Raw genomic sequence first — 23,234 nt, 5'->3', positions numbered from 1 at the left:
GGCGTTGTTTTATTTGCGTTCGGTGAGCGCCACGCGCACGGCCAACGCCGCCAGCACGCTGCCCATGATGTAGCGCTGCGCGCGCAGCCAGCCGGCGCTTTGCGACAGCACCGCCGTGATGCTCGCGGCGCCCATGATCACCACCGTGTTGACCAGCGCGCTGCTGGCCATCTGCGCCACGCCCAGCTGCATGCTCTGCAACAGCACCGAGCCGCGCTCAGGGTGAATGAACTGCGGAAAGAACGACAGGTAGAACATGGCCACCTTCGGGTTCAGCAGGTTCGTGAGAAAGCCCATGCGAAACAGCTTGGCCGGCGGGTCGGCCGGCAGCGCGCGCGCCTCGAAGGGCGCATTGCCGCCGGGCTTGACCGCCTGCCACGCCAGCCACAGCAGGTAGGCCGCGCCGGCAAAGCGAATGGCATCGAACGCCACCGGCACGGCCAGCAGCAGCGCGGTGAGCCCGAGCGCGGCGGCGAACAGGTGCACCAGAAAAGCCATCAGCACGCCGCCCAGAGAAATCATTCCGGCGCGGCGGCCCTGGATCAGCGTGCGCGAGACGCAATAGATCATGTTGGGCCCCGGCGTGAGCGCCAGCAGCAGCGAGGCCAGGGCAAACCAGGCGATGTCGGTGAGGCTCAGCATGGTCAGAGTCCTTTGGATTCGAGCGTGACAGTGCCGCGCGGGGTGTCCAGCACGGCCACCAGGTTGGGCGGGCCGGCCTCGACCGGCATGCCGGTCATGCCCACGGCCGACAGAGCGGCGGCCAGCGCCGGCGCGCGCGGATGCGCGGCACGCAGCGCGCGCAGGGCCAGGCCGGACTGGGGCATGGCGTCGGTGGGGTGCACCGGCCCCCACTGAATGAGCGTGGGCAGCGCGCCGTAGAACAGGCGCTGGCCGTCGTCGCGCACCGTGATCTGCCATTCGAGCCGGCCCGCGGGCGTGTCGCGCGAGGCCTGGATCAACTGGCCGCGGTCGATGTGCGCATGCTCTTCGTGCGCCAGCGCATGCGTGGCGGCCTGCGCGTCGGGCACGCGGGCCACGAAGTGAATCAGCCGCGGGCCATGCTGCGCCAGGCCGGCCTGCAGCGCGCTGTCGTCCAGGTCGAACCAGCGGCGCGTCTTGGGGCGCGAGGGCAGCTTGCCCGGCTCGATGGCAATGATCTCCAGGTAGGCCGCCGCATAGGCGTCGCTGGCGATGTTCAGCAGCCGGTTGTGCGTGCCCATGAGTGGGTGCACGCCGCCAGGCCCGGGCGTCACGCCCAGGGTGGCTTCGCACCAGGCCACGCCTTCGTCGAGCGAGGCCGCGGCAATCACCAGGTGGTCGAGCTGCGCGTGCATGGGCGGTGTGTTCCTTGGGGGCCTGGGCAAGTGGCTAGAGCGTGACGTGGCCGTCGACGCAGGTCACGGCGTCGCCGCCGACCCAGATCTTTCCGGCGGCGTCGCGCTCGATGTACACGCGCCCCGCGCGGCCCAGGCACTGGCCCTGCGCGGCCAGGTAGCGCTCGGGCATGTGGCCGTCGGCAATGAGCCATTCGGCCAGGCTCGCGTTCAGGCTGCCGGTGACCGGGTCTTCCTGCACGCCGATGGGCTCGGCAAAGGCGCGCACCTCCAGGTCGATGCGTGCGCCGTCGTCATTGGGCGTGGCGGGCCGGTTGCCGAAGGCGCGCGCCTCGCGGTTGGAGCGGCCGATGAGCAGCGAGGTGTCGTGCGCCGCGGGCACGCCCGCCACGCCGGCCTTCACGCCCAGCTCTTTCAGCGCGCGGTGGTCGGGCTGCAGCGCCAGCACGGCGTCGGCGTCGTTCACCAGCAGGCCGAACCAGACCGGGCCGTTGTCCAGCACCTGCGCGGCCACGATCTGCGTCGCCTTCAGGCCCAGCGCGCCGGCCACCTTGGCCAGCAGCGCGGGGCTGGGGGCGCTGCGCTTGAGCGGCGGCGCGGCAAAGGCCAGGCGGGTGCCTTCGCGCCGCAGCGGCACCAGGCCGGCACCGCACTGCTGCACCACCTGGCCCGCGGCCTTGGGCTTGCCACCGGCTTCCAGCCACGCATGGCAGCTGCCGATGGTCGGGTGGCCGGCAAAGGGCAGCTCGCCGCCGGGCGTGAAGATGCGCACGCGGTAGTCGGCGGTGGGGTCGGTCGGCGGCAGCAGAAAGGTGGTTTCCGACAGGTTGGTCCACTGCGCAAAGCGCTGCATGGCCTCGTCGTCGAGGTTCTGGCCGTCGACGACCACCGCGAGCGGGTTGCCGTAGTAGGCGGTGGCGGTGAAAACGTCGACTTGCTTGAAGGGGCGGGATGTCATGGAGGTCATTCGAGAGGAAGGTCGAGCACGCCGCGCGTGCCCGGTCGGGAAAGCAGGTCGGCGTACCAGCGCTCGACATGGGTCCAGGTGGGCCGGCGGTATTCGGCGCCCGGCAGGCCAAACCAGCGGTGCGCCTCGCAGCCCAGCGGAATGTCGGCCATGGTGAAGGCGTCACCGCCCATGTAGGCGTGGCGGGCCAGGTGCGCGTCGAGCATGTCGAACAGCGCCTCGCTCGCGCGCACCGAGGCGTCGATGAGCGCGGGCTGGCGCTCCGACGGCGGCGTGCGCACCCACTGGATGAACGCGTCGCGGCTCGCGCGGTTGAGCATGGTCTGCTGCCAGTCCATCCAGCGCTCGGCATGGAAGCGCGCGGGCAGGTCGCTCGGGTAGAAGTTGCCGTGCGAATGCTTGGCGCACAGGTAGCGCACGATGACGTTCGACTCCCACAGCGTCACGCGCTCGGCGCCTTCGCCGTCGTCGATGGCGGGCACCATGGCGTTGGGGTTGAGCGCCAGGTACTCGGGCGTTTGCACCACGCCGAATCTGCCGCCGGCCTCGGTGCGCTGAAAGTCGAGCCCGAGCTCCTGCGCGCACCACACCACCTTGCGTACGTTGATCGAGCTGATGCGGCCCCAGATGTTCAGCATGGTCAGATCTCTTTCGTTGATTTTTCGGTTCGGCAGCTCATTGCGTCATGACGCGCGCCGTGCCCGACACGCGCACCGAGCTGCCCGCCTCGGGCGCAATGTCGGCATGCAGCTTCGACAGCATGCCCATGTCTTCACCCTGCACCACGTCGATGGCGCCGCCGTGCGGCCAGTCGATGTCGCGCAGGTAGCCGGCCAATGCCGCTGTAGCGGCGCCGGTGGCGGGGTCTTCGTACACGCCGCCCGACGCAAAAGGGTTGCGCGTGTGAAACCGCTGCGCGCTCTCCGCAAAGACCAGCACGATGGTCGTGAGCCCGGCACCGGCCATCAGCTGGCGGCCGGCCTCGAGCTCGTAGTGCATCGCCGACAGCGCCGCGCGGGTCTTCAGCGCCAGCACCAGGTGGTCGGCACCTGCGTGCGCAACGGCTGGTGGAATGCGCGGGTCCAGGTCTTCCGGCGTGTAGCCGAACAGGGCCAGCGCGGCGGACAGCAGCGCGGGCGATGCCGCCGCGCTGCGTGTGGGCGGCGACTGCAGCGCCGCCATCACCAGGCTGGCGTTGCGCCGGCCCTCCACGGTGATGCGCGCCTGGTTGAGCACCAGCGGGAACACGCCGTCGCCGTGCTGCAGGGCCAGCGCGGCGCCCAGCGCAATCGTCGCGTGGCCGCAGAAAGGCACCTCGGACTGCGGCGCAAAGTAGCGAACGCGCCAACTGCCGCTGTCGCCCTCCGCCGGTGCGGCAAAGGCGGTTTCAGAGAAGCCGACTTCCGCGGCAATGGCCTGCATCCGTGCCGCGGGCGGCAGCGCATCGGCGATGACGACGCCAGCGGGGTTGCCGCCCGTCTCGCCATCGGAGAAGGCGGCGATCTTCAGAACATTCATGCGACGACCTCTTCAGCGCGCGGTGGGACGGTCAAGGAACAGCAGGCGCACCGCCAGCCCCAGCATCACGGCGGCCAGCAGGCTGCTCTGCAACCTGGCGGCACCGGGCCGCGCCTGCAGCCAGCGGCCGATCTGCCCGCTGCACGCGCCCAGCAGCGTGTTGAACGCCAGCGCGGCCAGCGACAGCACCACGCCAAGCTGCACCAGCTGCAGCGGCACGCTGCCGCGCGCCGGGTCGACGAACTGCGGCAGAAAGACCATGAAGAACAGCAGCGCCTTCGGGTTGACCAGGTTGTTCAGCAGCGACATGCGCACGATGCGCGCAAAGCCGGCCGGCCTGGCCTGTTCGCCGATGCGAAGGCCTCCCCCGTTGCGCAAGGCTTGCACCGCGAGCCACACCAGGTACAGCGCGCCCGCATAGCGCAGCACATCGAACGACGCTGGCCAGGCGGCCACCAGCGCGGTGACCCCGGTGGCGGCAAACAGCGTGTGCACCAGGTCGGCCGCCGAGATGCCCAGCGCCGCCGCAAAGCCGCCGCGCGGGCCATGGGCCACGCCGTGCGACAGCACGAAGGCCATGTTCGGCCCCGGCGACAGGAACAGCGCCAGCACAGCGAGCAGAAAGAGCGAGAGCGTGGCAAGGCCGATCAAGGGAGTCTCCTCAAAGGATGAATGTGTGCAGCGGCGTGGGGGTGCAGGCTCAGATCTGCGCCGCGGCCAGCTGCTTGTCGCCCAGCAGCACCAGCTCTTCGCGCAGCGTTTGCGCCAGCGCGGCGATGGCGATGTCGATCTGCTCGACGCTGGCCGTCACGAAGGACAGGCGCAGCGTGCGCGGGTCGCCTTCACCGGCATAGAACGGCGCGCCGGGCACAAAGGCCACGTTGCGCTCCACCGCCTTGGGCAGCAGCGTGACGGTGTCCACGCCCTCGGGCAGCCGCGCCCACAGAAACATGCCGCCCTTGGGGGCGTTGAACTGCACGTCCAGCCCCTTCATTTCGCGCGTCAGCGCGGCGATCATCGCGTCGCGCTGGCCCTTGTACAGCGCGCGGATGGTGGGCACATGGCGGTCCAGAAAGCCGTCTTTCATCACCGAGGACACCATGCGCTGCGTGAAGATGGGCGTGTGCAGGTCGACGGCCTGCTTGGCCTGCAGCAGCTTCGGGTAGATCGACTTGGGCGCCACCAGAAAGCCCAGGCGCAGGCCGGGGGCCAGCACCTTGGAGAACGAGCCCAGGTAGATCACGCCTTCGGGGTTGCGCGCGGCCAGCGGCAGCGGCGGGGCTTCGTCGAACCAGAGCTCGCCGTAGGGGTTGTCCTCGACGATCGGCAGGTTCGCGGCAGCGGCGGCGGCCGACACCGCGGCGCGGCGCTCCTCGGTCATGGTGCGGCCGGTGGGGTTCTGGAAGTTGGGCAGCAGGTAGACGAAGCGCGCATCCTTGGCTTTGGCCACCAGGTCTTCGACGATCACGCCGTCTTCATCGCTGGCCACGCTCACCGGGTTCGGCTCCATCGGGCCGAAGGCCTGCAGCGCGCCCAGGTAGGTGGGCGTTTCCACCAGCACCTTGCTGCCCGGGTCGATCAGCACCTTGGCCACCAGGTCCAGGCCCTGTTGCGATCCGGTGGTGATGAGCACCTGCGAGGGGTCGACGTTCCAAGGCAGCATGTCGGCCACGGCCTGGCGCAGCGGCGCATAGCCTTCGCTGGCGGCGTACTGCAGCGCGGCCGCGCCGTCGTTGTGCAGCACTTCGGCGCAGGCGTCGGCAAAGGCTTGAATCGGAAAGGTCTTGGGCGAGGGCAGGCCACCGGCCAGGCTGATGATGCCGGGGCGCTCGGTGACCTTGAGGATTTCACGCAGCACCGACGGATTCATCTTGGCGGCACGTGCGGCGAGTTTCCAGTTCATGGGGGTCTTCTTTCAGGCGGTGAGGTGAGATTCGGGTAGGAGCGTACAGGCGGATCGGCGGTCAATTCGCCCGGAGGTCGCCACGGTACACAACATGGATTTTGTTGCCGTCAGGGTCGCGCAGGTAGGCGCCGTAATAGCCCTGGCCGTAGCGTGGGCGAGGGCCCGGCGCGCCTTCGTCGCTGGCGCCGTGGCCGATGTGCCGGAGGGCCGCCTCGTGGGCGGCGTCGACGGCCTCGGCCGAGGCCGCGCTGAACGCGACCATGCTGCCGTTGCCGACGCTGGCGGGTTCACCGTTCAGCGGGATGTACGCGTAGAAGCGCGGGAGCGCCTGCCCAGGCGCTGTCCAGCAGGCGGCCTCGGGGCCGCCGTCGGGCACGACCGGGCGGCGCACCAGGCCGAGCGGCGCGAGCAGTGCGTCGTAGAAGGCGGCGGTGCGCGGCAGGTCGGTGCAGCCGACGGTCACGTGGCTGAACATCAACTGCTCCTGGGGCTGGCGGCCAGCGGCGCGGCGCTGGCGCCCGCCGGCTGCGACAGCCGCTTGCCGATCACCACCGTGGCGACCACGGCAATGGCAAAGCCCAGCGTCACCAGGTCGAGCGGCTCGCCCAGGATGGGGATGGACGCGAGGATCGACAAGAACGGCTGCAGCAGCTGCGTCTGGCTCACGCGCAGCGCGCCGCCCAGGGCCAGGCCGCGGTACCAGGCAAAGAAGCCGATCCACATCGAGAACATGCCGACATACACAAAGCCCAGCCACGACGCGGTGGCGATCGGCTGCGTCGGCCACAGCATCAGCGTGGCTGGCAGCGTGACGGGCAGCGCCATCACGCAGACCCAGCAGATCACGCGCTCCGCGCCCAGCGACGGCGTGACCTGCGCGCCGTAGATGTAGCCGAACGAAGCCGCAATGACCGCGCCCACCAGCAGCAGGTCGGCCCATTCAAAGCCGAAGCCGTGCCCCGTCTGGCTGGCGCGCAGCACCGAGAACACCACCACCAGCAGGCTGCCCGCCACGGCGCACAGCCAGAAGCCGAGCCGCGCGCGCTGGTGCAGCACCCAGGCCGCCACAGCGGCCGTAACCAGCGGCAGCAGCGCCGTTACCACCGCCGCGTGGCTGGCCGTGACCACGCGCAGCGCGTAGCCCAGCAGCAGCGGATAGCCGACAGCGTTGCCCAGCACCGCCATGCCCAGCGGCTTCCATTCGTGCCGGGCCGGGCGCGGCGAGCGCGTGGCCAGCAGGAAAATGGCCGACAGCACGCCCGCCAGCGCCGCGCGCCCCAGCGTCACGAACCAGGGCGAGAGCTGCGGCGCCTCTTGCGAGCCGGTGGCCAGGCGCGTCATGGGCAGCGTGACGGCAAACATCGCCACCCCGACCACGCCCAGCCACATGCCCAGCGTTTCGTCCTTGATGTCGAGCTTCATACGCGCACCATCCACCACGCGGTGAGCACCAGCACCAGGCCCATGGCGCGGTTGAACCACAGCAGCCGCGCGCCCTTGGCAAGCCAGTCGCGCAGCAGGGCGCCGACCAGCGCATAGGCAAAGTTGCTGGCAAAGGCAAAGACCAGCATCACCGGCGCCACGATGGCGAAGCGCCCGAGCGCATCGGGCTGCCCGGCAATCCAGCCCGCCACCAGCGTGAGCGCCAGCAGCCAGGCCTTGATGTTCACGAACTGCAGCATCACGCCCTGGCCGAAGCCCACCGACAGCTTCGCGCCGTCGGCCTTGCCCAGCGTGCGGCTGCCGCTGAGCTTGTACGCCAGCCACAGCAGATAGCCGATGCCCAGCGCCTTGATGCCCACCCGCAGCGCAGGCACCGCGACCACCAGCGCGCCGATGCCGGCGGCGCTCAGCGCCAGCAGCAAGGTCCAGCCGACCGGCACCGCCAGCACGAAGCGCATGGCGCGCGGCATGCCGCCGTTGGCCGCCAGGGCGGTGGAGAGCGTGGTGTTGGGTCCGGGCGAGAAACTCATCGCCGTGGCCAGCACCAGCAGCGCGGTGAATTCTTGCCAGTTCATGGCACACACTCTAAACTTCAGACCATTACAGTTGCAGTACAGATGACCGAACAATCGCGGAATCTGTATTGGTCAATCCTTCGACACAGCGCCTGCAATTGCGCAAGGCGCCAAGCTTTTCCGGGGCACGACAACGCATGCTGACTCGCACCTCCACCCAATCGCTCACCACCCAGCTGGCCGACCGCCTGGCCGAGCGCATTCGCACCCGGCTGCTGCCGCCCGGCGCGCGGCTGCCCTCGGTGCGCGAGTGCGCGCGCCAGCAGGGCGTGAGCCCGTACACGGTGGTCGCCGCGTATGACCAGCTGCTGGCGCAGGGGCTGGTGGAGGCGCGCCGCCAGCGCGGCTTTTATGTGCGCGATTCGGCACCGGTGCAGGACGCCCGCTCGGCCAACAGCGCACACGCCGGTGGCGCGAGCGGCATGCCAGCTGCAATGGCCGTGCAGATGATGGCCTCGCGCGTGCCGGCCGACGCCAGCTCGCTCATCCGCAGCATGTTCCACCGCCCCAGCGACAAGCCGCAGCCGGGCATGGGCGTGTTCCCGCCCGACTGGATGGCCTCGACCTTCATGCCCACGGCCGTGCGCCGCATGACCAGCACCGCCGTGCTGCAGGAGCTGTCGCTGCAGTACGGCGAGCCGGCGGGCGACGGCAGCCTGCGGCGCAGCCTGTCGCAGAAGCTGATGGGCATCAACGTGCCGGCCTCGCCCGACCAGATCGTGACCACCATCGGCGCCACGCATGCGCTGGACATCGTGAGCCGCACGCTGCTGCGCGCGGGCGACCCGGTGATGGTCGAAGAGCCGGGCTGGGCGCTGGAGTTCGCGCGGCTGGAGGCGCTGGGCATGCGCATCCTGCCGGTGCCGCGGCGCGCCGACGGGCCCGACCTGGACGTGATGGCCCAGTACTGCAGGCTGCACCAGCCCAAGCTGTTCGTCAGCGTGAGCGTGCTGCACAACCCGACCGGCTACAGCCTCACGCCGGGCAGCGCACACCGGGTGCTGCAACTGGCCAACGAGCACGACTTTCACATCGTCGAAGACGACACCTACAGCCACCTCGCGCCCGAGCACGCCACGCGCCTCAGCGCGCTAGACGGGCTGCAGCGCACCATCTACGTGAGCGGCTTCGCGAAGATCATCGCGCCCAACTGGCGCATCGGCTTTCTGGCCGCGCCGCCCGCGCTGAAGGAGCGGCTGCTCGAAACCAAGCTGCTGGCCACGCTGACCTCGCCCACGCTGTTCGAGCGGGCCTTGTCGTGGTGCATCGACCAGGGGCAGCTGCGCCGGCATTCGGAGCGCGTGCGCATCCGGCTCGACGGGGCGCGTGGGCGCGCGGTAAAGCTGGCCATGTCGCACGGCTGCACCTTCGCGTCGGAGCCGGCGGGCCTGTTCGGCTGGGTCGACACCGGCGTGGACACCGACGCGCTCACCCAGCGCATGCTCGACCAGGGCTACCTGCTGGCGCCGGGCTCGCTGTTTCATGCGCGCCGCCCGCCCAGCACGCTGATGCGGATCAACTTCGCAACCTCGCAGGACGCGACCTTCTGGAAGGTGTTCAGCAAGGTGCGAAGCGAGCTCTGAGGGCCGCCAAAAACCACGGGGCCTTGGAGTAAGCTGGGCGGCACAAGAAAACCCAGCCTGGAGACCCTGCCCATGAGCAATGCCAACAAGCCCTTCGACTTCAGCCAGTTCGTCCCCGGATTCGACTTCCTGAAGAACCTTGCCGGGGGTGCTGCCGCCGCCGGCGGTGGCGGGGCCGGCGCGGTGCCCGGCATTCCGAGCCTGGCCAGCTGGGTGGCGCCCACGCTGAGCGTGGAAGAGGTCGACAAGCGCATCCAGGAACTCAAGACGGTGCAGTACTGGCTGGAGCAGAACGGCCACGCGCTCAAGGCGACCATCCAGGCGCTGGAGGTGCAGAAGATGACCCTGTCGACGCTGCGCGGCATGAACGTGCGCATGGAAGACATTGCCAGCGCGTTCACCAAGCAGGCGGCCGCAATGGCCCCGGCCGCTGCTGCGCCGGCCGCACCCGCCGCGTTCTCTTCGGCGCCCGCGCCGGAGCCCGAACCCGAAGAGGTCGATGAGGTCGAAGAGACCGAAGACGAAGCCACCGAAGAAGAAACATCCACCGCGGCGAAAAAGCCACGGGGTGGCAAGGCCGCCAAGGCCGGCGCTGCCGGCGTGGTCGACCCGATGCAGTGGTGGGGCGCGCTCACAGAGCAGTTTCAGCACATCGCCAGCTCGGCGCTGCAGGACGCGGCCCAGCTCAAGGTGCCCGCCATGGCGCAGCCGCTGGCCGACGTGGTCGGCCAGGTCATGGGCAAGAAGCCCGCCGCCGCCAAAAAGGCAGCATCCGCGAAGGCGGCACCGGTGAAGGCCGCGGCCAGAAAGTCGCCCGCCACGCCGGCCGCCAAAAAGAAGACATCGACCGCCGCGCGAAAGCGAACCTCCGCCCGACGCTGACGTCATACACAGACATTTTTTTGAAGAGAACGGGTTGGCACGCACCATGAAGTTGTTTCCCTCCGGCCATGCCACCCACCCGCAATGGCGCATGGCGGCCGGCCTCGTGCTGGCCCAGTTGCGCGCGCAAATGGCGCTGCCCGACTACGCGTCGGCACCCACGCTCGGCCTGCTCTACATCACCGACCACTACGCCAGCGACGCGCAGGACATCCTCGACCACCTGAGCGGCGAGCTGCCCGAAGTGACCGACTGGTCGGGCACCGTGGGCATCGGCGTGTCGGCCAACAACGCCGAGTACTTCGACGAGCCCGGCATCAGCCTGATGCTGTGCGCGCTGCCCAGCGACCAGTACCGCGTGTTCTCGGGCGTGGCGCCGCTGGGCAACTCAGAGATGAGCGGCTTCGAGGCGCACACGGCGCTGGTGCATGCCGACCCCGCCACACCCGACCTGACCGAGCTGATAAGCGAGATGGCCGGGCGCACCGACACCGGCTACCTGTTCGGCGGCCTGACCTCGGGCCGCGGCAGCGCGTTGCAATTTGCCGTGGGCGGCAACGGCAACATCCGCGGGCAGGGCGCGGCGGGCGGCGTGTTTTCGGGCGGCCTGTCGGGCGTGGTGTTCGGCGAGGGCGTGCGGCTGGTGTCGCGCGTCACGCAGGGCTGCCAGCCGCTGCGCTCGGGCGCGGTGCGCGAGCGCGAGATCACCGAGGCCGACGGCAACCTGCTGCTCAAGCTCGACGGCGAGCCGGCGCTCGACGTGCTGCTGGCCGACCTGCAGGTGTCGCTGGAGCGGCCGCAGGAGGCCATCGACGCGGTGCGCAACACGCTGGTCGGCCTGGCCGACGCGGGCAGTGACGGCATTCGCCGCACCGGCGACCTGGGCGCCGACGTGCTGGTGCGCCACATCATCGGGCTGGACCCCACACGGCGCGGCATCGCCATTGCCGACGTGGCCGAGGCCGGCATGCGCCTGACCTTCTGCCGGCGCAACGCGCAGGCCGCACGCGCCGACCTGATGCGCATCTGCGCCGAAATCAGAGAAGAGCTGGAGCCCGAAGAGCAGACCCTGGCCACCGCGCGCGCCGTGGCGGCGGGCGAGGCCGAGGCCGCGCCGCACCCCGCGCGGCGCATTGCGGGCGCGGTGTATGTGAGCTGCTCCGGCCGCGGTGGCCCGCACTTCGGCGCGCCGGGCGCGGAGCTGCAGATCGTGCGGCACGCGCTGGGCGACGTGCCCCTGGTCGGGTTCTTCGCTGCCGGCGAAATTGCCCGGCATCACCTGTATGGCTATACGGGTGTGCTGACGGTGTTCACCAGCAAGGACTGAGCAATACAGCCCCGGTCAGGCCGGCTGCAGCACGCGCGGCTGGCCCGCCGGCATGCCGGTGAACGCGAAGTCCAGCTCGGGCGCCAGCCCGCTCACGATGCGCGCAATCGACTTGCCCGAGCCGCAGGCGTGCGTCCAGCCCAGCGTGCCGTGACCGGTGTTGAGGAACAGGTTCGCCAGCTTGGTCTTGCCGATCAGCGGCACGTTGCTTGGCGTGGCGGGGCGCAGGCCGGTCCAGAACTGGGCCTGCGTGGTGTCGCCGGCGCCGGGGAACAGCTCTTCGACTCGGCGCACGATGGCTTCGCAGCGCACCGGGTTCAGGTCGCGGTCGTAGCCGTTGAGCTCGGCCGTGCCGGCAATGCGCAGCCGGTCGCCCCCGTCAACGCCCGGCGACGTGTAGCGCGAGAACACGAGCTTGAACTCGTCGTCGGTCAGCGAGACCTGGTGGGCCTTGCTGGCGTCCTTTACAGGCAGCGTCACCGAGTAGCCCTTGGCCGGGTAGATCGGCAAACGAATGCCCAGCGGCGCGGCCAGCAGCGGGCTCAGCGAGCCCATCGCCATCACGAAGGCGTCGCCGCGGATGCGCTGGAAGCGGCCTTCGTTGTCGGTGGCCTCCACGTGGTCGATCTTGCCGCCGGCTTCGCGCAGCGCGGTGATGGTGTGGCTCATCAGAAACTTCACGCCGGCCGCGGCGGCCAGGTTGGAGAGTTCGCGCGCAAACAGATTGGCGTCGCCCGATTCGTCTTCCGCCGTGTAGGTGGCGCCGGCCAGCTTGGGGCGGATGTGGGCCAGCGCGGGCTCGATCTTCACCGCCTCGTCGGCCGAGATGACCTGCCGCTCGCAGCCCAGCGCGCGCATCTGCTCGGCGGGGGCGAGGGCGCCGTCGAACTCCTTTTGCGTCGTATAGAAGTGAAGGATGCCCTGGGCGCGCTGGTCGTACGCAATGTGCGTGTCGCGGCGCAACTGTTGCAACATCTCGCGGCTGTATGTACCCAGACGCACGATCTGCTCGATGTTGTGCCGTGTGCGCGCCGGGGTGCATTCGCGCAGAAACTGCAGGCCCCAGAGCCACTGGCGCATGTCGGCGCGAATGCGAAACAGCAGCGGCGCGTCTTCCTTGCCCAGCCATTGCAACACCTTGAGCGGCGCGCTGGGGTTGGCCCAGGGTTCGGCATGGCTCACGGAAATTTGCCCGCCGTTGGCGAAGCTGGTTTCGGCGGCCGGGGTGGCCTGCCGGTCGATCACGGTCACGTCGTGGCCGAGTTGCTGGAGGTAGTAAGCCGAGGTCACGCCGAGCAGGCCGGCGCCAAGAACAATCACGCGCATTTCAAGTACCTTTGAGGTTGCAGCGCTTGAACGACGGGCGTGGTGTGCTATTGAATCAATAGCAGGCAACCGGACGACCGAAGTCCAAGTTGCCGCTCCCCCTGTCCTCGGTACCTGAGAGATTCACCCCCTGCGCCCGCAGCGGGTTTGCTCCTTCGGTGCATCTCGACCACCCGTGAGGGGGTGAGATGGCTCTCCAGACGGCGTTTGATGTAGTGCAGTACTGACCCCTTGCCGAAATCTTCGAGATCTCGTCAGGCCGACCTGAGCGTTCATGGGAGTTTGCGCCTTCGGTAGGGCCACCAGGTGGCCCGCTCTCCTGCAGTGTGGCCGATTGTAAACACCGAGTGAAGAGAGCGGTAGCGTCTTGTGTTTCTCTCTATAAGCCCAATGGGATAATCGCGCGCTACTTTCATTGCCGCAGGGCGATGACTTCGAACATACATTCAGGGGACCCCATGATCTTGGTTACCGGCGGCGCTGGCTTCATTGGCGCCAATTTCGTACTCGACTGGATCGCGAACAGCGACGAGCCCGTAGTCAACCTCGACAAGCTGACCTACGCAGGCAACCTCGAGACGCTCGCCTCGCTCAAGGGCAACCCGAAACACATCTTCGTGCAGGGCGACATCGGCGACAGCGCCCTCGTCGAGCGCTTGCTGGCCGAGCACAAGCCGCGCGCCGTGGTCAACTTTGCCGCCGAGTCGCATGTGGACCGCTCCATTCACGGCCCCGAAGACTTCGTACAGACCAACGTGCTCGGCACCTTCCGCCTGCTCGAAGCCGTGCGCGGCTTCTGGAGCGCGCTGCCGGCCGACGACAAAACCGCCTTCCGCTTTCTGCACGTGTCCACCGACGAGGTGTACGGCTCGCTCTCCAAGACCGACCCCGCCTTCACCGAAGAGCACAAGTACGAGCCCAACAGCCCGTACTCGGCCAGCAAGGCCGCCAGCGACCACCTGGTGCGCGCCTGGCACCACACCTACGGCCTGCCGGTGGTCACCACCAACTGCTCCAACAACTACGGCCCGTTTCACTTCCCCGAGAAGCTGATCCCGCTGATGATCGTCAACGCCCTGGCCGGCAAGCCGCTGCCCGTGTACGGCGACGGCATGCAGGTGCGCGACTGGCTCTACGTGAAAGACCACTGCAGCGCCATTCGCCGCGTGCTCGAAGCCGGCCGCCTCGGCGAGACCTACAACGTGGGCGGCTGGAACGAGAAGCCCAACATCGAGATCGTCAACACCGTGTGCGCGCTGCTCGACGAGCTCAGCCCCAAGGCCGGCGGCCAGCCGTACAAAGCGCAGATCACCTACGTCACCGACCGCCCCGGCCACGACCGCCGCTACGCCATCGATGCACGCAAGCTCGAAGCAGAGCTCGGCTGGAAGCCCGCAGAAACTTTCGACACCGGCATCCGCAAGACCGTGGAGTGGTACCTCGCGAACAGCGAATGGGTGCGCAACGTGCAAAGCGGCGCCTACCGCGAATGGGTCGAGAAGCAGTACGACGCCGCACCTGCCGCACCTGCCGCACCTGCCGCACCTGCCGCATCGGCAAAGGCCGCCGCATGAAGTTGCTGCTGCTGGGCAAGGGCGGGCAGGTCGGCTGGGAGCTGCAGCGCAGTCTGGCGCCGCTGGGTGAAGTGGTGGCGCTCGATTTCGACAGCACCGACCTGCACGCCGACTTCAGCCGTCCCGAGCAACTGGCCGAAACGGTGCTGAAAGTGCGCCCCGACGTCATCGTCAATGCCGCGGCGCACACCGCCGTCGACAAGGCCGAGAGCGAGCCCGACTTCGCCCGCAAGCTCAACGCCACGTCGCCTGGCGTGGTGGCGCAGGCGGCGCAGCAGATCGGCGCGCTCATGGTGCATTACTCGAGCGACTACGTCTTCGACGGCAGCGGCACCCGGCCCTGGAAAGAAGACGACGCCACCGGCCCGCTCAGCGTGTACGGCCAGACCAAGCTCGAGGGCGAGCAGTTGGTGGCACAGCACTGCGCAAGGCACCTGATCTTTCGCACCAGCTGGGTGTACGCGGCGCGCGGCGGCAACTTCGCCAAGACCATGCTGCGGCTGGCCAAGGAGCGCGACAAGCTCACCGTCATCGACGACCAGTTCGGCGCGCCGACCGGTGCGGAGCTGCTGGCCGACATCACGGCGCACGCCATTCGCGCCACGCTGCAGGACCCGGCCAAGTCGGGTCTGTACCACGTGATTGCCGGCGGCGAAACCACCTGGTGCGGCTACGCGCGCTTCGTGCTCGACATGGCGCAAAAGGCCGGCGTTGAACTCAAGGCCGGCCCCGACGCCGTGGAGGCCGTGCCGACCAGCGCCTTCCCGACGCCGGCCAAGCGGCCGCACAACTCGCGGCTGGACACTTCGAAGCTGCAGTCGACCTTCGGTTTGCGCCTGCCGCCTTGGCAGGAAGGCGTTGCGCGCATGCTGCGCGAGACGCTCTGAATTCAAAAAAAGAGAACAACGACATGACCACGACGACGCAACGCAAGGGCATCATCCTGGCCGGCGGCTCCGGCACCCGGCTGCACCCGGCCACCCTGGCAATGAGCAAGCAACTGCTGCCGGTGTACGACAAGCCGATGATCTATTACCCCCTCAGCACGCTGATGCTGGGCGGCATGCGCGACATCTTGATCATCAGCACGCCGCAGGACACGCCGCGCTTTCAGCAACTGCTGGGCGACGGAAGCCAGTGGGGCATCAACCTGGAGTACGCGGTGCAGCCGAGCCCTGATGGCCTGGCGCAGGCGTTCATCATCGGCGAGAAATTCGTGGGCAATTCGCCGAGTGCGCTGGTGTTGGGGGACAACATCTTCTACGGCCATGACCTCGCGCACCTGCTCGGCGGCGCCGATGCGCAGGACTCCGGCGCAACCGTGTTCGCGTACCACGTGCACGACCCCGAGCGCTACGGCGTGGTGGCGTTCGATGCGCAGGGCAAGGCGAGCAGCATCGAAGAGAAGCCGGTGCAACCGAAGAGCAGCTATGCGGTGACGGGGTTGTATTTCTATGACAACGACGTCGTCGAGATCGCCAAAGCCGTGAAGCCCAGCGCACGCGGCGAACTGGAAATTACCGCGGTCAATCAGGCGTACCTGGACGCAGGCAAGCTGAATGTGCAGATCATGCAGCGCGGGTATGCGTGGCTGGACACGGGCACGCACGAAAGCCTGCTGGAGGCTGGGCAATTCATTGCGACTTTGGAGCACCGGCAAGGGCTGAAGATTGCATGCCCGGAAGAAATTGCATGGCGCAATGGTTTTATTGATCGCGAGCAATTGGCAAAATTGGCCGCGCCGCTGCAAAAGAATGGCTATGGTAAGTACCTTGCTCGCCTTTTGACCGAAGAGATTCATTCATGAAAATAACGCCTACCGCTATTCCGGATGTGCTTGTCATCGAACCTAAAGTGTTCGGCGATGCTCGCGGTTTCTTCATGGAAAGTTTCAATCAGAGTGCTTTCAATGACGCAGTGGGCAGTCGCGTCGACTTTGTTCAAGACAATCACTCGCGATCGACAAAAGGCGTCCTGCGGGGGCTGCATTACCAGATCAAGCAGCCGCAAGGAAAATTGGTTCGAGTAGTCAGTGGCGCTGTTTTCGACGTGGCGGTTGATATTCGAAAATCCTCCGCGACATTTGGGAAATGGGTTGGCGTTCAACTCGATGAGGAAAATCGCAAGCAGCTATGGGTGCCTGCCGGTTTTGCGCATGCCTTTCTTGTTGTCAGTGAAACGGCAGATTTTCTTTATAAAACGACCGACTACTACGCTCCGCAATTCGAGCGATGCATCAAATGGGATGATTCCCAGTTGGCTATCGATTGGCCAAATTTAGACGGCGAATTCAAACTGTCTGACAAGGATGCTGGCGGGGCAACGTTGGCTACCGCTGAAGTGTTCGATTGATGAGGCGGCGGGCTAATGGTGAAATTCGGCCCACGAAGAAGATAGGCGCTAGGTAATAAATGATCAAAAAAACGCTTATTGAGCTGTATGCACAGCACCAAGGAAAAGTTTCGGATAAATGGTCAAGCTATCTTGTTGAATATGATCGATTTTTTTCGCCCTACAGGGACGGACCAACTCGGCTCCTGGAAATTGGTATTCAGAACGGCGGATCGCTGGAGATATGGAGTAAGTTTTTCCCGCATGCAAAGGTGATTGTCGGATGTGATATCAATCCTGATTGCGCGAAACTTGTCTACTCGGATTCTCGAGTATCTGTTGTTGTTGGCGATGCCAATACCGACGACGCTGAAGAAAGTATTTCCGCTATAAGTCTCGAATTCGATTTAATTATCGATGATGGCTCTCACACCTCTCGGGATATTGTTAGGTCTTTTGCTCGCTATTTTTCGCATTTGGTCGATGGTGGCCTTTTTGTTGCTGAAGATTTGCATTGCAGTTATTGGGCTGGTTTTGAAGGTGGGCTTTTTCACCCCGCCTCCAGCATCGCTTTTTTTAAACGGTTGGCAGACGTCATCAGCCATGAGCATTGGGGGATTCCGACAATGCGTAAGGAGATTCTTGCCAGTTTCATGCGAGAATATGATTTCGATATTGATGAGGCCCTGCTTGCGCATATTCACTCAGTTGAATTCATTAATTCAATTTGCGTAGTTCGTAAGGCTTTGCCGGCCCAAAATGGATTGGGCACTCGATTTATTGCTGGCATCTATGAATCGATTGTAGGAGGTCATAAAAATCTGCATAACACTCCTCCGGCAATAGTCGACGAGCGCGACAACACGTGGACTGTGCGCGCGCAATTACCTGAAGATGAAGTGGAAACAAAATCTTCGAGACTGACGTCTCTTGAATCGCAGTTTTTGAAAGAGGCTACAAAAAAAAATTTGGTGAGTGCCAGCCTCGTCGAGAGCAGTTTGCGAATGGCGAAAATAAGCGCACGGCTTCGAACGGCTGAGCGCGAACTGAATCAGCTTGCGCAACAACACGAAGTTGTTGTTGCATTTGCTGATTCGAGCGGGCTGAAACTTAGAGAAATGCCTGGCGTATTGAGCGCATATCAGCGACAAGTCGAAGAGATACATGCATCGTACAGTTGGCGCGTGACCGCACCATTGCGCTGGGGAGGAACTCAGGCAAGGCGTTTCTTGCGGACCCTGAAAATCATCCCGCCGGCAATAAGCAAAGCAGGTAATCCTGTTTCTGCTGTCAAGAGAGTCGCAACAATACTTCGAAATTCTGGCGTTGATGGGCTGCGTAGTTCAGCCCGAATATTAGAGGCTCAATTGGCCACGCCAACTCCTGCGGAAAAAGCATTCCCGACAGAGGTCGTTTCGACTACATATGGGGATTGGCTGAAACTTTACGACCCCGATCCGGTCGAGGAGGATACGCGGGCGAAAATGCATCGAAGAATTGAGGCGATGCAAGAGACCCCACTCATTTCGATTGTCATGCCGACCTATAACGCAAAGCCTGTCTGGTTGCGAGAGGCTATTGAATCGGTGCGAAGACAAATTTATCCTCACTGGGAGCTGTGTATTGCAGACGACGCTTCGCCGTCTGCCGAGTCACGCGCGCTGCTGGTAGAACTGGCGGCCACCGATGCGCGCATCAAGGTGGTCTTTAGACCCGAAAACGGACATATTTCCGCCGCATCCAATAGCGCGTTGGAACTCGCCACGGGTGAATGGGTTGCGCTGATGGACCATGACGATCTGCTCTCCGAGCATGCGCTGTTCTGGGTGGCGGACTGCATCGATCGCAATCCCGATGCCCGGCTGATCTATTCGGATGAAGACAAGATCGACGAAGAGGGCGTGCGTTCGTCTCCCTATTTCAAACCGAACTGGAATCTCGATCTCTTCTATTCGCAAAACATGTTCTCGCATCTGGGCGTTTTTCGTACCGATGTTGTGAAGAGCGTAGGCGGGTTCAGGCTGGGCATGGAGGGTTCGCAGGATTGGGACCTTGTGCTGCGCTGTATGGAGAAGATATCCGCCTCGCAGATCCTGCATGTGCCGCGGGTTCTCTACCATTGGCGCATTCATGCGGAAAGCACTGCGAGCTCGGCTAATGCGAAGCCCTACGCCGCGCTCGCCGGGGAGCGGGCACTCAACGAGCATTTTTTGCGCCTCGGGGTAGATGCAAAGGCGGAATACACCAGTGTCGGACATCGCGTCCGCTATGCTCTCCCAGCGAGCTTGCCGCTGGTCTCGTTGATCATCCCGACGCGTAATGGCTTGCACCTTCTGCGCCAGTGTGTCGATAGCATCTTGGCGCGAACTACATACGAAAACTACGAGATCATCATCGTCGACAACGGCTCGGACGATCCCGACACCCTGAGTTACCTCGCGTCATTCCAAGATTCCGTCTTTGTCAGAGTGATCCGTGACGATCGGGAGTTCAACTACTCGGCCCTTAACAACATGGCCGTGACGCATGCGAAGGGCGACATCGTCGGCCTGATCAACAACGACATCGAGGTAATCTCGTCTGAGTGGCTGTCCGAGATGGTCTCCTTGGCGATTCAACCGGGGGTGGGTGCGGTTGGCGCGAAATTGTGGTACCCCGATCGAACTCTGCAGCACGGCGGTGTCATTTTGGGCGTAGGCGGCGTGGCCAACCATTCTCATAAGGGAATTTCATTTGGAGACAGCGGATATTTCTCGCGCGCCAACCTTATTCAATCATTCTCCGCCGTAACCGCAGCATGTCTTATCATCAAAAAGGATCGTTATCTTTCTATCGGCGGGCTTGATGAGATTAATTTGAAAGTCGCATTCAATGACGTTGATTTCTGTCTCAGATTGCTTGAAAAAGGATTCAGAAATATCTGGACACCCTACGCCGAACTCTTTCATCACGAATCTGCAACCCGAGGTGCCGACACGGCGCCTGAAAAGAGAGAGCGTTTTGTCCGCGAAGTGAACTACATGCTTGATCGTTGGGATGCCATTTTGAAAGATGACCCTGCATATAGCCCTAACCTGACGCTTGATCGGGAGGATTTCAGTTACGCGTGGCCGCCACGGAACTGGCGAGTCTGCGAAACTGGATGATGTCAAAGGATCCTGCGAGCGTTGATCGCGTTTTCATGCGTTCCAGCCCAGGCATTTGGGTGCCATACCTGTTGGTGGCCTGCTTCAGTCTATGGTTGCGCCAAGGCTTTCCGGTGTATGCGATCGGACCCGCAACTTTTGACGATGCGCTGTTCGTGCGCACTGCTCGCCATTTGGCGGACGGTCAATGGCTCGGCCCTTACGACAATTTGACGCTCGCCAAGGGGATGTTCTATTCCCTGTTCATCAATGTCTCGTCTACGCTGGGCGTGGGCCTGAAGATGGGCGAGCATCTTGTCTATCTGATGGTGGCCCTTTTTGCTGCCATGGCCGTCGGGCAACGTGCGCGCAGTCGGCCTTTGGCTGTTGTGCTCTTCACCGCGCTCGCGCTCAATCCCGTCCTTTGGCACCCCGAACTCGCGCGTGTGATTCGTGAGGGACTCTATCTTTCTCTGTCATTCGCAACACTGCTGCTTTTTTATGCGCTCCAAGCGCCAATTGCTGGCCTGAGGCTGTCGCGCATGCGAGCTCTTGCTATGAGTACTGCCGCTGGCCTGACGCTGGGGGCATTCTGGATGACTCGGGAAGAGGGTATCTGGATCGTTCCCGCGTTGGTCGTGATCGTCGCGCTTGGCATGCTTGGGCAATTGCAGCGGTCAGCCGAAGCGCAGGGTCGGTTTGTTCGTTTCCCAACAACCGATGTGCGCAGCTTGCTGCGCTTGCTGTTGCCTGCAGCAGGCGCCGTGATGGTGGCTGGCGCGGTGGTCGCCGCGGTCAAGGCTTGCAACTTTGCGGAATACGGGGTGTCCGTATCGACGGAATTTCAGGAAAACGGCTTCAAGCGCGCCTACGGTGCATTGGCGCGAATTCATCAGGATGCGCCACGCCGCTATGTGGTTTTTCCCGCAGATGCGCGCGCACGGGCATATGCCGCCAGCCCCACTGCTTCAGAACTCAAGCCATTTTTGGATGGCGACAACGGAAATATGTGGCGCCAAGTAGGTTGCACGCAACTGGCCGTGACGGAATGTCCTGAAATATTGTCGGGCTGGTTCATGTGGGCCTTTAGGGATGCCGTGTCATTGGCCGGCCACTACCGCACTGCGCCCGAGGCAGCGGCCTTCTATGAGCGCCTGGCCGATGAGGTGAATGCGGCATGCGATGCAGGACGCATTCCCTGTGGCGCCAGCCGATCTACACTCGCACCGATTTTTCGGTGGGGCTATGTCGAGCCAACGCTCGATGCCGCATGGCTTCTGACTAAACAGATGTTCGGGCTGGGCGATGGCTTGATCGGTGTTTCCGCCAGTGCCGGCACGCAACAGCAGTTGACACAGTTCAAAAATATGGTTGGTCGCGTGTCGCTGCCGGCCGACGAAAGATACGAGATCACGGGATGGGTTTCCGCGTCGGACATCGTTCCGACTTTGGCAGTTCAGAGCGTGGCTGGCGCGGCACAGCCTTCCAGCCTCACTCTTGGGCCGGCACCTGACGTAGAGGTCGCCTTTCCTGACCGCGCAGCCCGGCGCTTTCGTCTGCGAACGTCGTGCCCAGTGCCTGCGTGTCGCCTGCAGGCGCTTGTTGCGGGTCGAGATGCAGCCGGCGATGTGCACTTAGGGCTCGTCATCGATTCGGATGCCATCAAGGTCTATGTTGAAGGCGTGTCCGACGCATACACCACGCGTCCTGAGCGCATCCGTCAGCAGGAGCAAAAAATCGCCTCACGCATTGCTGCGGCATACCGCGTGATTTGGCCTTGGCTGTCTGCCGTGGCGCTGATCGGCGTTTTGTGGGCCGCCGTGGCTTGGTGGCGGTGGCCTCGTGTCGACTTTTTGCTAGCGCTGGCTTTGGCGTGCCTGGCCGGTGTCGCTTCGCGCATACTTATGCTCGCCTACTTGGAGGCCACGTCGATCCCTTCTGTGAACGTTCTCTATGCCTCGCCAGCATCGCCCATGGTGATCTGTTTCACCGTTATCGGCCTGTACCTTGGCCTTACTCAGATGCGGGTACATACAAAAAAATGAGCTCTTCTCTTTACCGGGGCCAAAGGGTGGCCGTGATCGTGCCTTGCCATAACGAAGAAGTCGCTGTTGCTAAGGTGGTAGGCGACTTCCAGCGCGCCATGCCTGAGGCGAGTGTGCTGGTCTTCGACAACAACTCCTCCGACCGTACCGCCGAGTTAGCCCGTGCTGCCGGCGCCGAAGTCATTCACGTTGCACTGCGAGGCAAGGGCAACGTCGTGCGCCGCATGTTTGCCGACGTCGAGGCCGACATCTACGTCATGGTCGATGGCGACGCGACCTACGATGCGGGCAGCGTCCACCGCTTGGTCGACAAGTTGCTCGACGAGCACCTCGACATGGTGGTCGGCTGCCGTGAAACCCCGCAGACCGAAGCCGGTGCTGCCTACCGGCGTGGCCACCAATGGGGCAACCGCCTGCTCACCGGCAGTGTCGCCAGCATCTTCGGCGGCCATTTCACCGACATGCTGTCGGGCTATCGTGCCTTCTCGCGCCGCTACGCCAAGTCGTTCCCCGCGGCCTCCCATGGTTTCGAGACCGAAACCGAATTAACAGTGCATGCGCTGGAACTGAGGATGGCCTGCGGTGAGATCGTTACACCGTATGGTTCGCGACCCGAAGGCTCCGAAAGCAAGTTGTCGACTTACCGCGACGGCTGGCGCATCCTGAAGACGATTGGACACCTGTATTTGAGTGAGCGGCCTTTGGCTTTTTTTGGTGGCTGCGCGCTACTGTTGGCGGTCATGTCGTTGGCATTTGCAGCACCTGTTTTTGTGCAGTACCTCGAGTCGGGCACGGTCCCCAGGTTGCCAACGGCCGTGCTTTCGGCCGCGATCATGATCTCGGCGATGTTGTCGCTTTCGGCTGGAATGGTGCTCGACAATGTCACCAGAGGTCGCCACGAAGTGCGTCGTTTAGCGTATCTCGCCATTCCCGCGACACGAGTGCGTTGATCGACAGCCTTTGGCGCTTAAGGCTCAAAGATAGTTCAACGAACTTCTAACTCCTGACACTCGTAAGGAAAGTACAGCTGCTGAAAAGGGCTCCATTGCGGCCCCCACCCCGCTGGACGCAGGTCGAACATACCGACGAATGGGTGAGCACATACGGGCAGGCGATAGCCGAGACGTTGGACAATGGGGCCGATATCTCGCTGAAGTGAAAACTACTTAGTCCGCCCTGAACAATCTCTAACTCTTTGATTTCACTGGTGATTTCGGAGCGTGCGTGGCGCGGAATTTGCAAGGTACTTGGGCGTAGAACGCAGTTTCCTTGCAAATTCCGACGAGGTTTTATCG

At 64.4% G+C, this 23,234-nt stretch carries 21 protein-coding genes and 2 riboswitches; of the genes, 10 read left to right on the top strand and 11 right to left on the bottom strand.

The annotated features are described in order from the left end of the window. Positions 1–9 precede the first annotated feature (9 nt). From VLK31_RS23980 to VLK31_RS23935, 10 genes are all read right to left on the bottom strand, one after another. Positions 10–642, bottom strand: a complete 633-nt coding sequence (locus VLK31_RS23980) for a LysE family translocator (RefSeq protein WP_409170966.1) — start codon at positions 640–642, stop codon at positions 10–12. 2 nt (positions 643–644) lie between these two features. Next, complete coding sequence (locus VLK31_RS23975; RefSeq protein WP_409170965.1) at positions 645–1,337, bottom strand: VOC family protein; 693 nt, start codon at positions 1,335–1,337, stop codon at positions 645–647. A gap of 34 nt (positions 1,338–1,371) precedes the next feature. Beyond that, positions 1,372–2,295 carry a PhzF family phenazine biosynthesis protein gene (locus VLK31_RS23970; protein ID WP_409170964.1) on the bottom strand — a complete coding sequence of 308 codons (924 nt, stop codon included), beginning with the start codon at positions 2,293–2,295 and terminating at the stop codon, positions 1,372–1,374. A gap of 5 nt (positions 2,296–2,300) precedes the next feature. Beyond that, the gene (locus VLK31_RS23965) at positions 2,301–2,942 is read right to left on the bottom strand and encodes a glutathione S-transferase family protein (RefSeq protein ID WP_409170963.1); all 642 of its coding nucleotides are present in this window, start codon (positions 2,940–2,942) and stop codon (positions 2,301–2,303) included. A 37-nt stretch (positions 2,943–2,979) separates the two neighbouring features. Then, positions 2,980–3,822, bottom strand: a complete 843-nt coding sequence (locus tag VLK31_RS23960) for a PhzF family phenazine biosynthesis protein (protein ID WP_409170962.1) — start codon at positions 3,820–3,822, stop codon at positions 2,980–2,982. 12 nt (positions 3,823–3,834) lie between these two features. Further along, the gene (locus VLK31_RS23955; RefSeq protein WP_409170961.1) at positions 3,835–4,473 is read right to left on the bottom strand and encodes a LysE family translocator; all 639 of its coding nucleotides are present in this window, start codon (positions 4,471–4,473) and stop codon (positions 3,835–3,837) included. Between the two features lie 49 nt (positions 4,474–4,522). Next, positions 4,523–5,725, bottom strand: coding sequence for a PLP-dependent aminotransferase family protein (locus tag VLK31_RS23950; protein WP_409170960.1), 1,203 nt, complete (start codon positions 5,723–5,725; stop codon positions 4,523–4,525). 61 nt (positions 5,726–5,786) lie between these two features. Continuing rightward, a complete protein-coding gene (locus VLK31_RS23945; RefSeq protein ID WP_409170959.1) occupies positions 5,787–6,203 on the bottom strand; it encodes a VOC family protein in 417 nt (138 codons plus the stop codon). After that, positions 6,203–7,150, bottom strand: a complete 948-nt coding sequence (locus VLK31_RS23940; protein WP_409170958.1) for a DMT family transporter — start codon at positions 7,148–7,150, stop codon at positions 6,203–6,205. Before VLK31_RS23940 ends, VLK31_RS23945 begins: the two co-directional genes overlap by 1 nt. Beyond that, positions 7,147–7,746: a LysE family translocator gene (locus VLK31_RS23935; protein WP_409170957.1), complete on the bottom strand. Its 600-nt coding sequence runs from the start codon at positions 7,744–7,746 to the stop codon at positions 7,147–7,149. Before VLK31_RS23935 ends, VLK31_RS23940 begins: the two co-directional genes overlap by 4 nt. A gap of 137 nt (positions 7,747–7,883) precedes the next feature. Here VLK31_RS23935 and VLK31_RS23930 point away from each other — a divergent pair, with 137 nt between their 5' ends. From VLK31_RS23930 to VLK31_RS23920, 3 genes are all read left to right on the top strand, one after another. Continuing rightward, on the top strand, positions 7,884–9,329 hold the full coding sequence (locus tag VLK31_RS23930; protein WP_409170956.1) for a PLP-dependent aminotransferase family protein: 1,446 nt from the start codon (positions 7,884–7,886) through the stop codon (positions 9,327–9,329). A 72-nt stretch (positions 9,330–9,401) separates the two neighbouring features. Next, a complete protein-coding gene (locus VLK31_RS23925) occupies positions 9,402–10,211 on the top strand; it encodes a PhaM family polyhydroxyalkanoate granule multifunctional regulatory protein (protein WP_409170955.1) in 810 nt (269 codons plus the stop codon). 46 nt (positions 10,212–10,257) lie between these two features. Next, the gene (locus tag VLK31_RS23920; RefSeq protein WP_409170954.1) at positions 10,258–11,538 is read left to right on the top strand and encodes an FIST C-terminal domain-containing protein; all 1,281 of its coding nucleotides are present in this window, start codon (positions 10,258–10,260) and stop codon (positions 11,536–11,538) included. 15 nt (positions 11,539–11,553) lie between these two features. Here the strand turns inward: VLK31_RS23920 and VLK31_RS23915 are convergent, their stop codons facing one another. Next, positions 11,554–12,864, bottom strand: a complete 1,311-nt coding sequence (locus VLK31_RS23915) for a D-amino acid dehydrogenase (protein WP_409170953.1) — start codon at positions 12,862–12,864, stop codon at positions 11,554–11,556. A 91-nt stretch (positions 12,865–12,955) separates the two neighbouring features. After that, positions 12,956–13,074: riboswitch (glycine riboswitch) on the bottom strand. A 35-nt stretch (positions 13,075–13,109) separates the two neighbouring features. Further along, positions 13,110–13,196, bottom strand: a riboswitch (glycine riboswitch). A 126-nt stretch (positions 13,197–13,322) separates the two neighbouring features. Between VLK31_RS23915 and rfbB the strand changes: the two genes are divergently transcribed. From rfbB to VLK31_RS23880, 7 genes are all read left to right on the top strand, one after another. Further along, positions 13,323–14,438 (top strand): dTDP-glucose 4,6-dehydratase, encoded by a 1,116-nt coding sequence (gene rfbB, locus VLK31_RS23910; RefSeq protein ID WP_409170952.1) that lies wholly within the window; start codon positions 13,323–13,325, stop codon positions 14,436–14,438. Beyond that, the gene (gene rfbD, locus VLK31_RS23905; protein WP_409170951.1) at positions 14,435–15,325 is read left to right on the top strand and encodes a dTDP-4-dehydrorhamnose reductase; all 891 of its coding nucleotides are present in this window, start codon (positions 14,435–14,437) and stop codon (positions 15,323–15,325) included. The genes rfbB and rfbD overlap by 4 nt, the downstream gene beginning before the upstream one ends. A gap of 23 nt (positions 15,326–15,348) precedes the next feature. Continuing rightward, positions 15,349–16,245, top strand: a complete 897-nt coding sequence (rfbA, locus tag VLK31_RS23900) for a glucose-1-phosphate thymidylyltransferase RfbA (RefSeq protein ID WP_409170950.1) — start codon at positions 15,349–15,351, stop codon at positions 16,243–16,245. Continuing rightward, positions 16,242–16,790 carry a dTDP-4-dehydrorhamnose 3,5-epimerase gene (gene rfbC, locus VLK31_RS23895; protein ID WP_409170949.1) on the top strand — a complete coding sequence of 183 codons (549 nt, stop codon included), beginning with the start codon at positions 16,242–16,244 and terminating at the stop codon, positions 16,788–16,790. The genes rfbA and rfbC overlap by 4 nt, the downstream gene beginning before the upstream one ends. Positions 16,791–18,253: 1,463 nt before the next feature. Further along, positions 18,254–19,915, top strand: a complete 1,662-nt coding sequence (locus VLK31_RS23890; RefSeq protein ID WP_409171114.1) for a glycosyltransferase family 2 protein — start codon at positions 18,254–18,256, stop codon at positions 19,913–19,915. Then, complete coding sequence (locus VLK31_RS23885) at positions 19,876–21,939, top strand: hypothetical protein (protein WP_409170948.1); 2,064 nt, start codon at positions 19,876–19,878, stop codon at positions 21,937–21,939. The genes VLK31_RS23890 and VLK31_RS23885 overlap by 40 nt, the downstream gene beginning before the upstream one ends. After that, positions 21,936–22,889 carry a glycosyltransferase gene (locus VLK31_RS23880; protein ID WP_409170947.1) on the top strand — a complete coding sequence of 318 codons (954 nt, stop codon included), beginning with the start codon at positions 21,936–21,938 and terminating at the stop codon, positions 22,887–22,889. Before VLK31_RS23885 ends, VLK31_RS23880 begins: the two co-directional genes overlap by 4 nt. Positions 22,890–23,234: the final 345 nt, after the last annotated feature.

It is taken from the genome of Variovorax sp. H27-G14, from assembly GCF_046156345.1.
GTDB lineage: Bacteria > Pseudomonadota > Gammaproteobacteria > Burkholderiales > Burkholderiaceae_C > Variovorax.
This window is presented reverse-complemented; position numbering and strand designations above follow the sequence as displayed.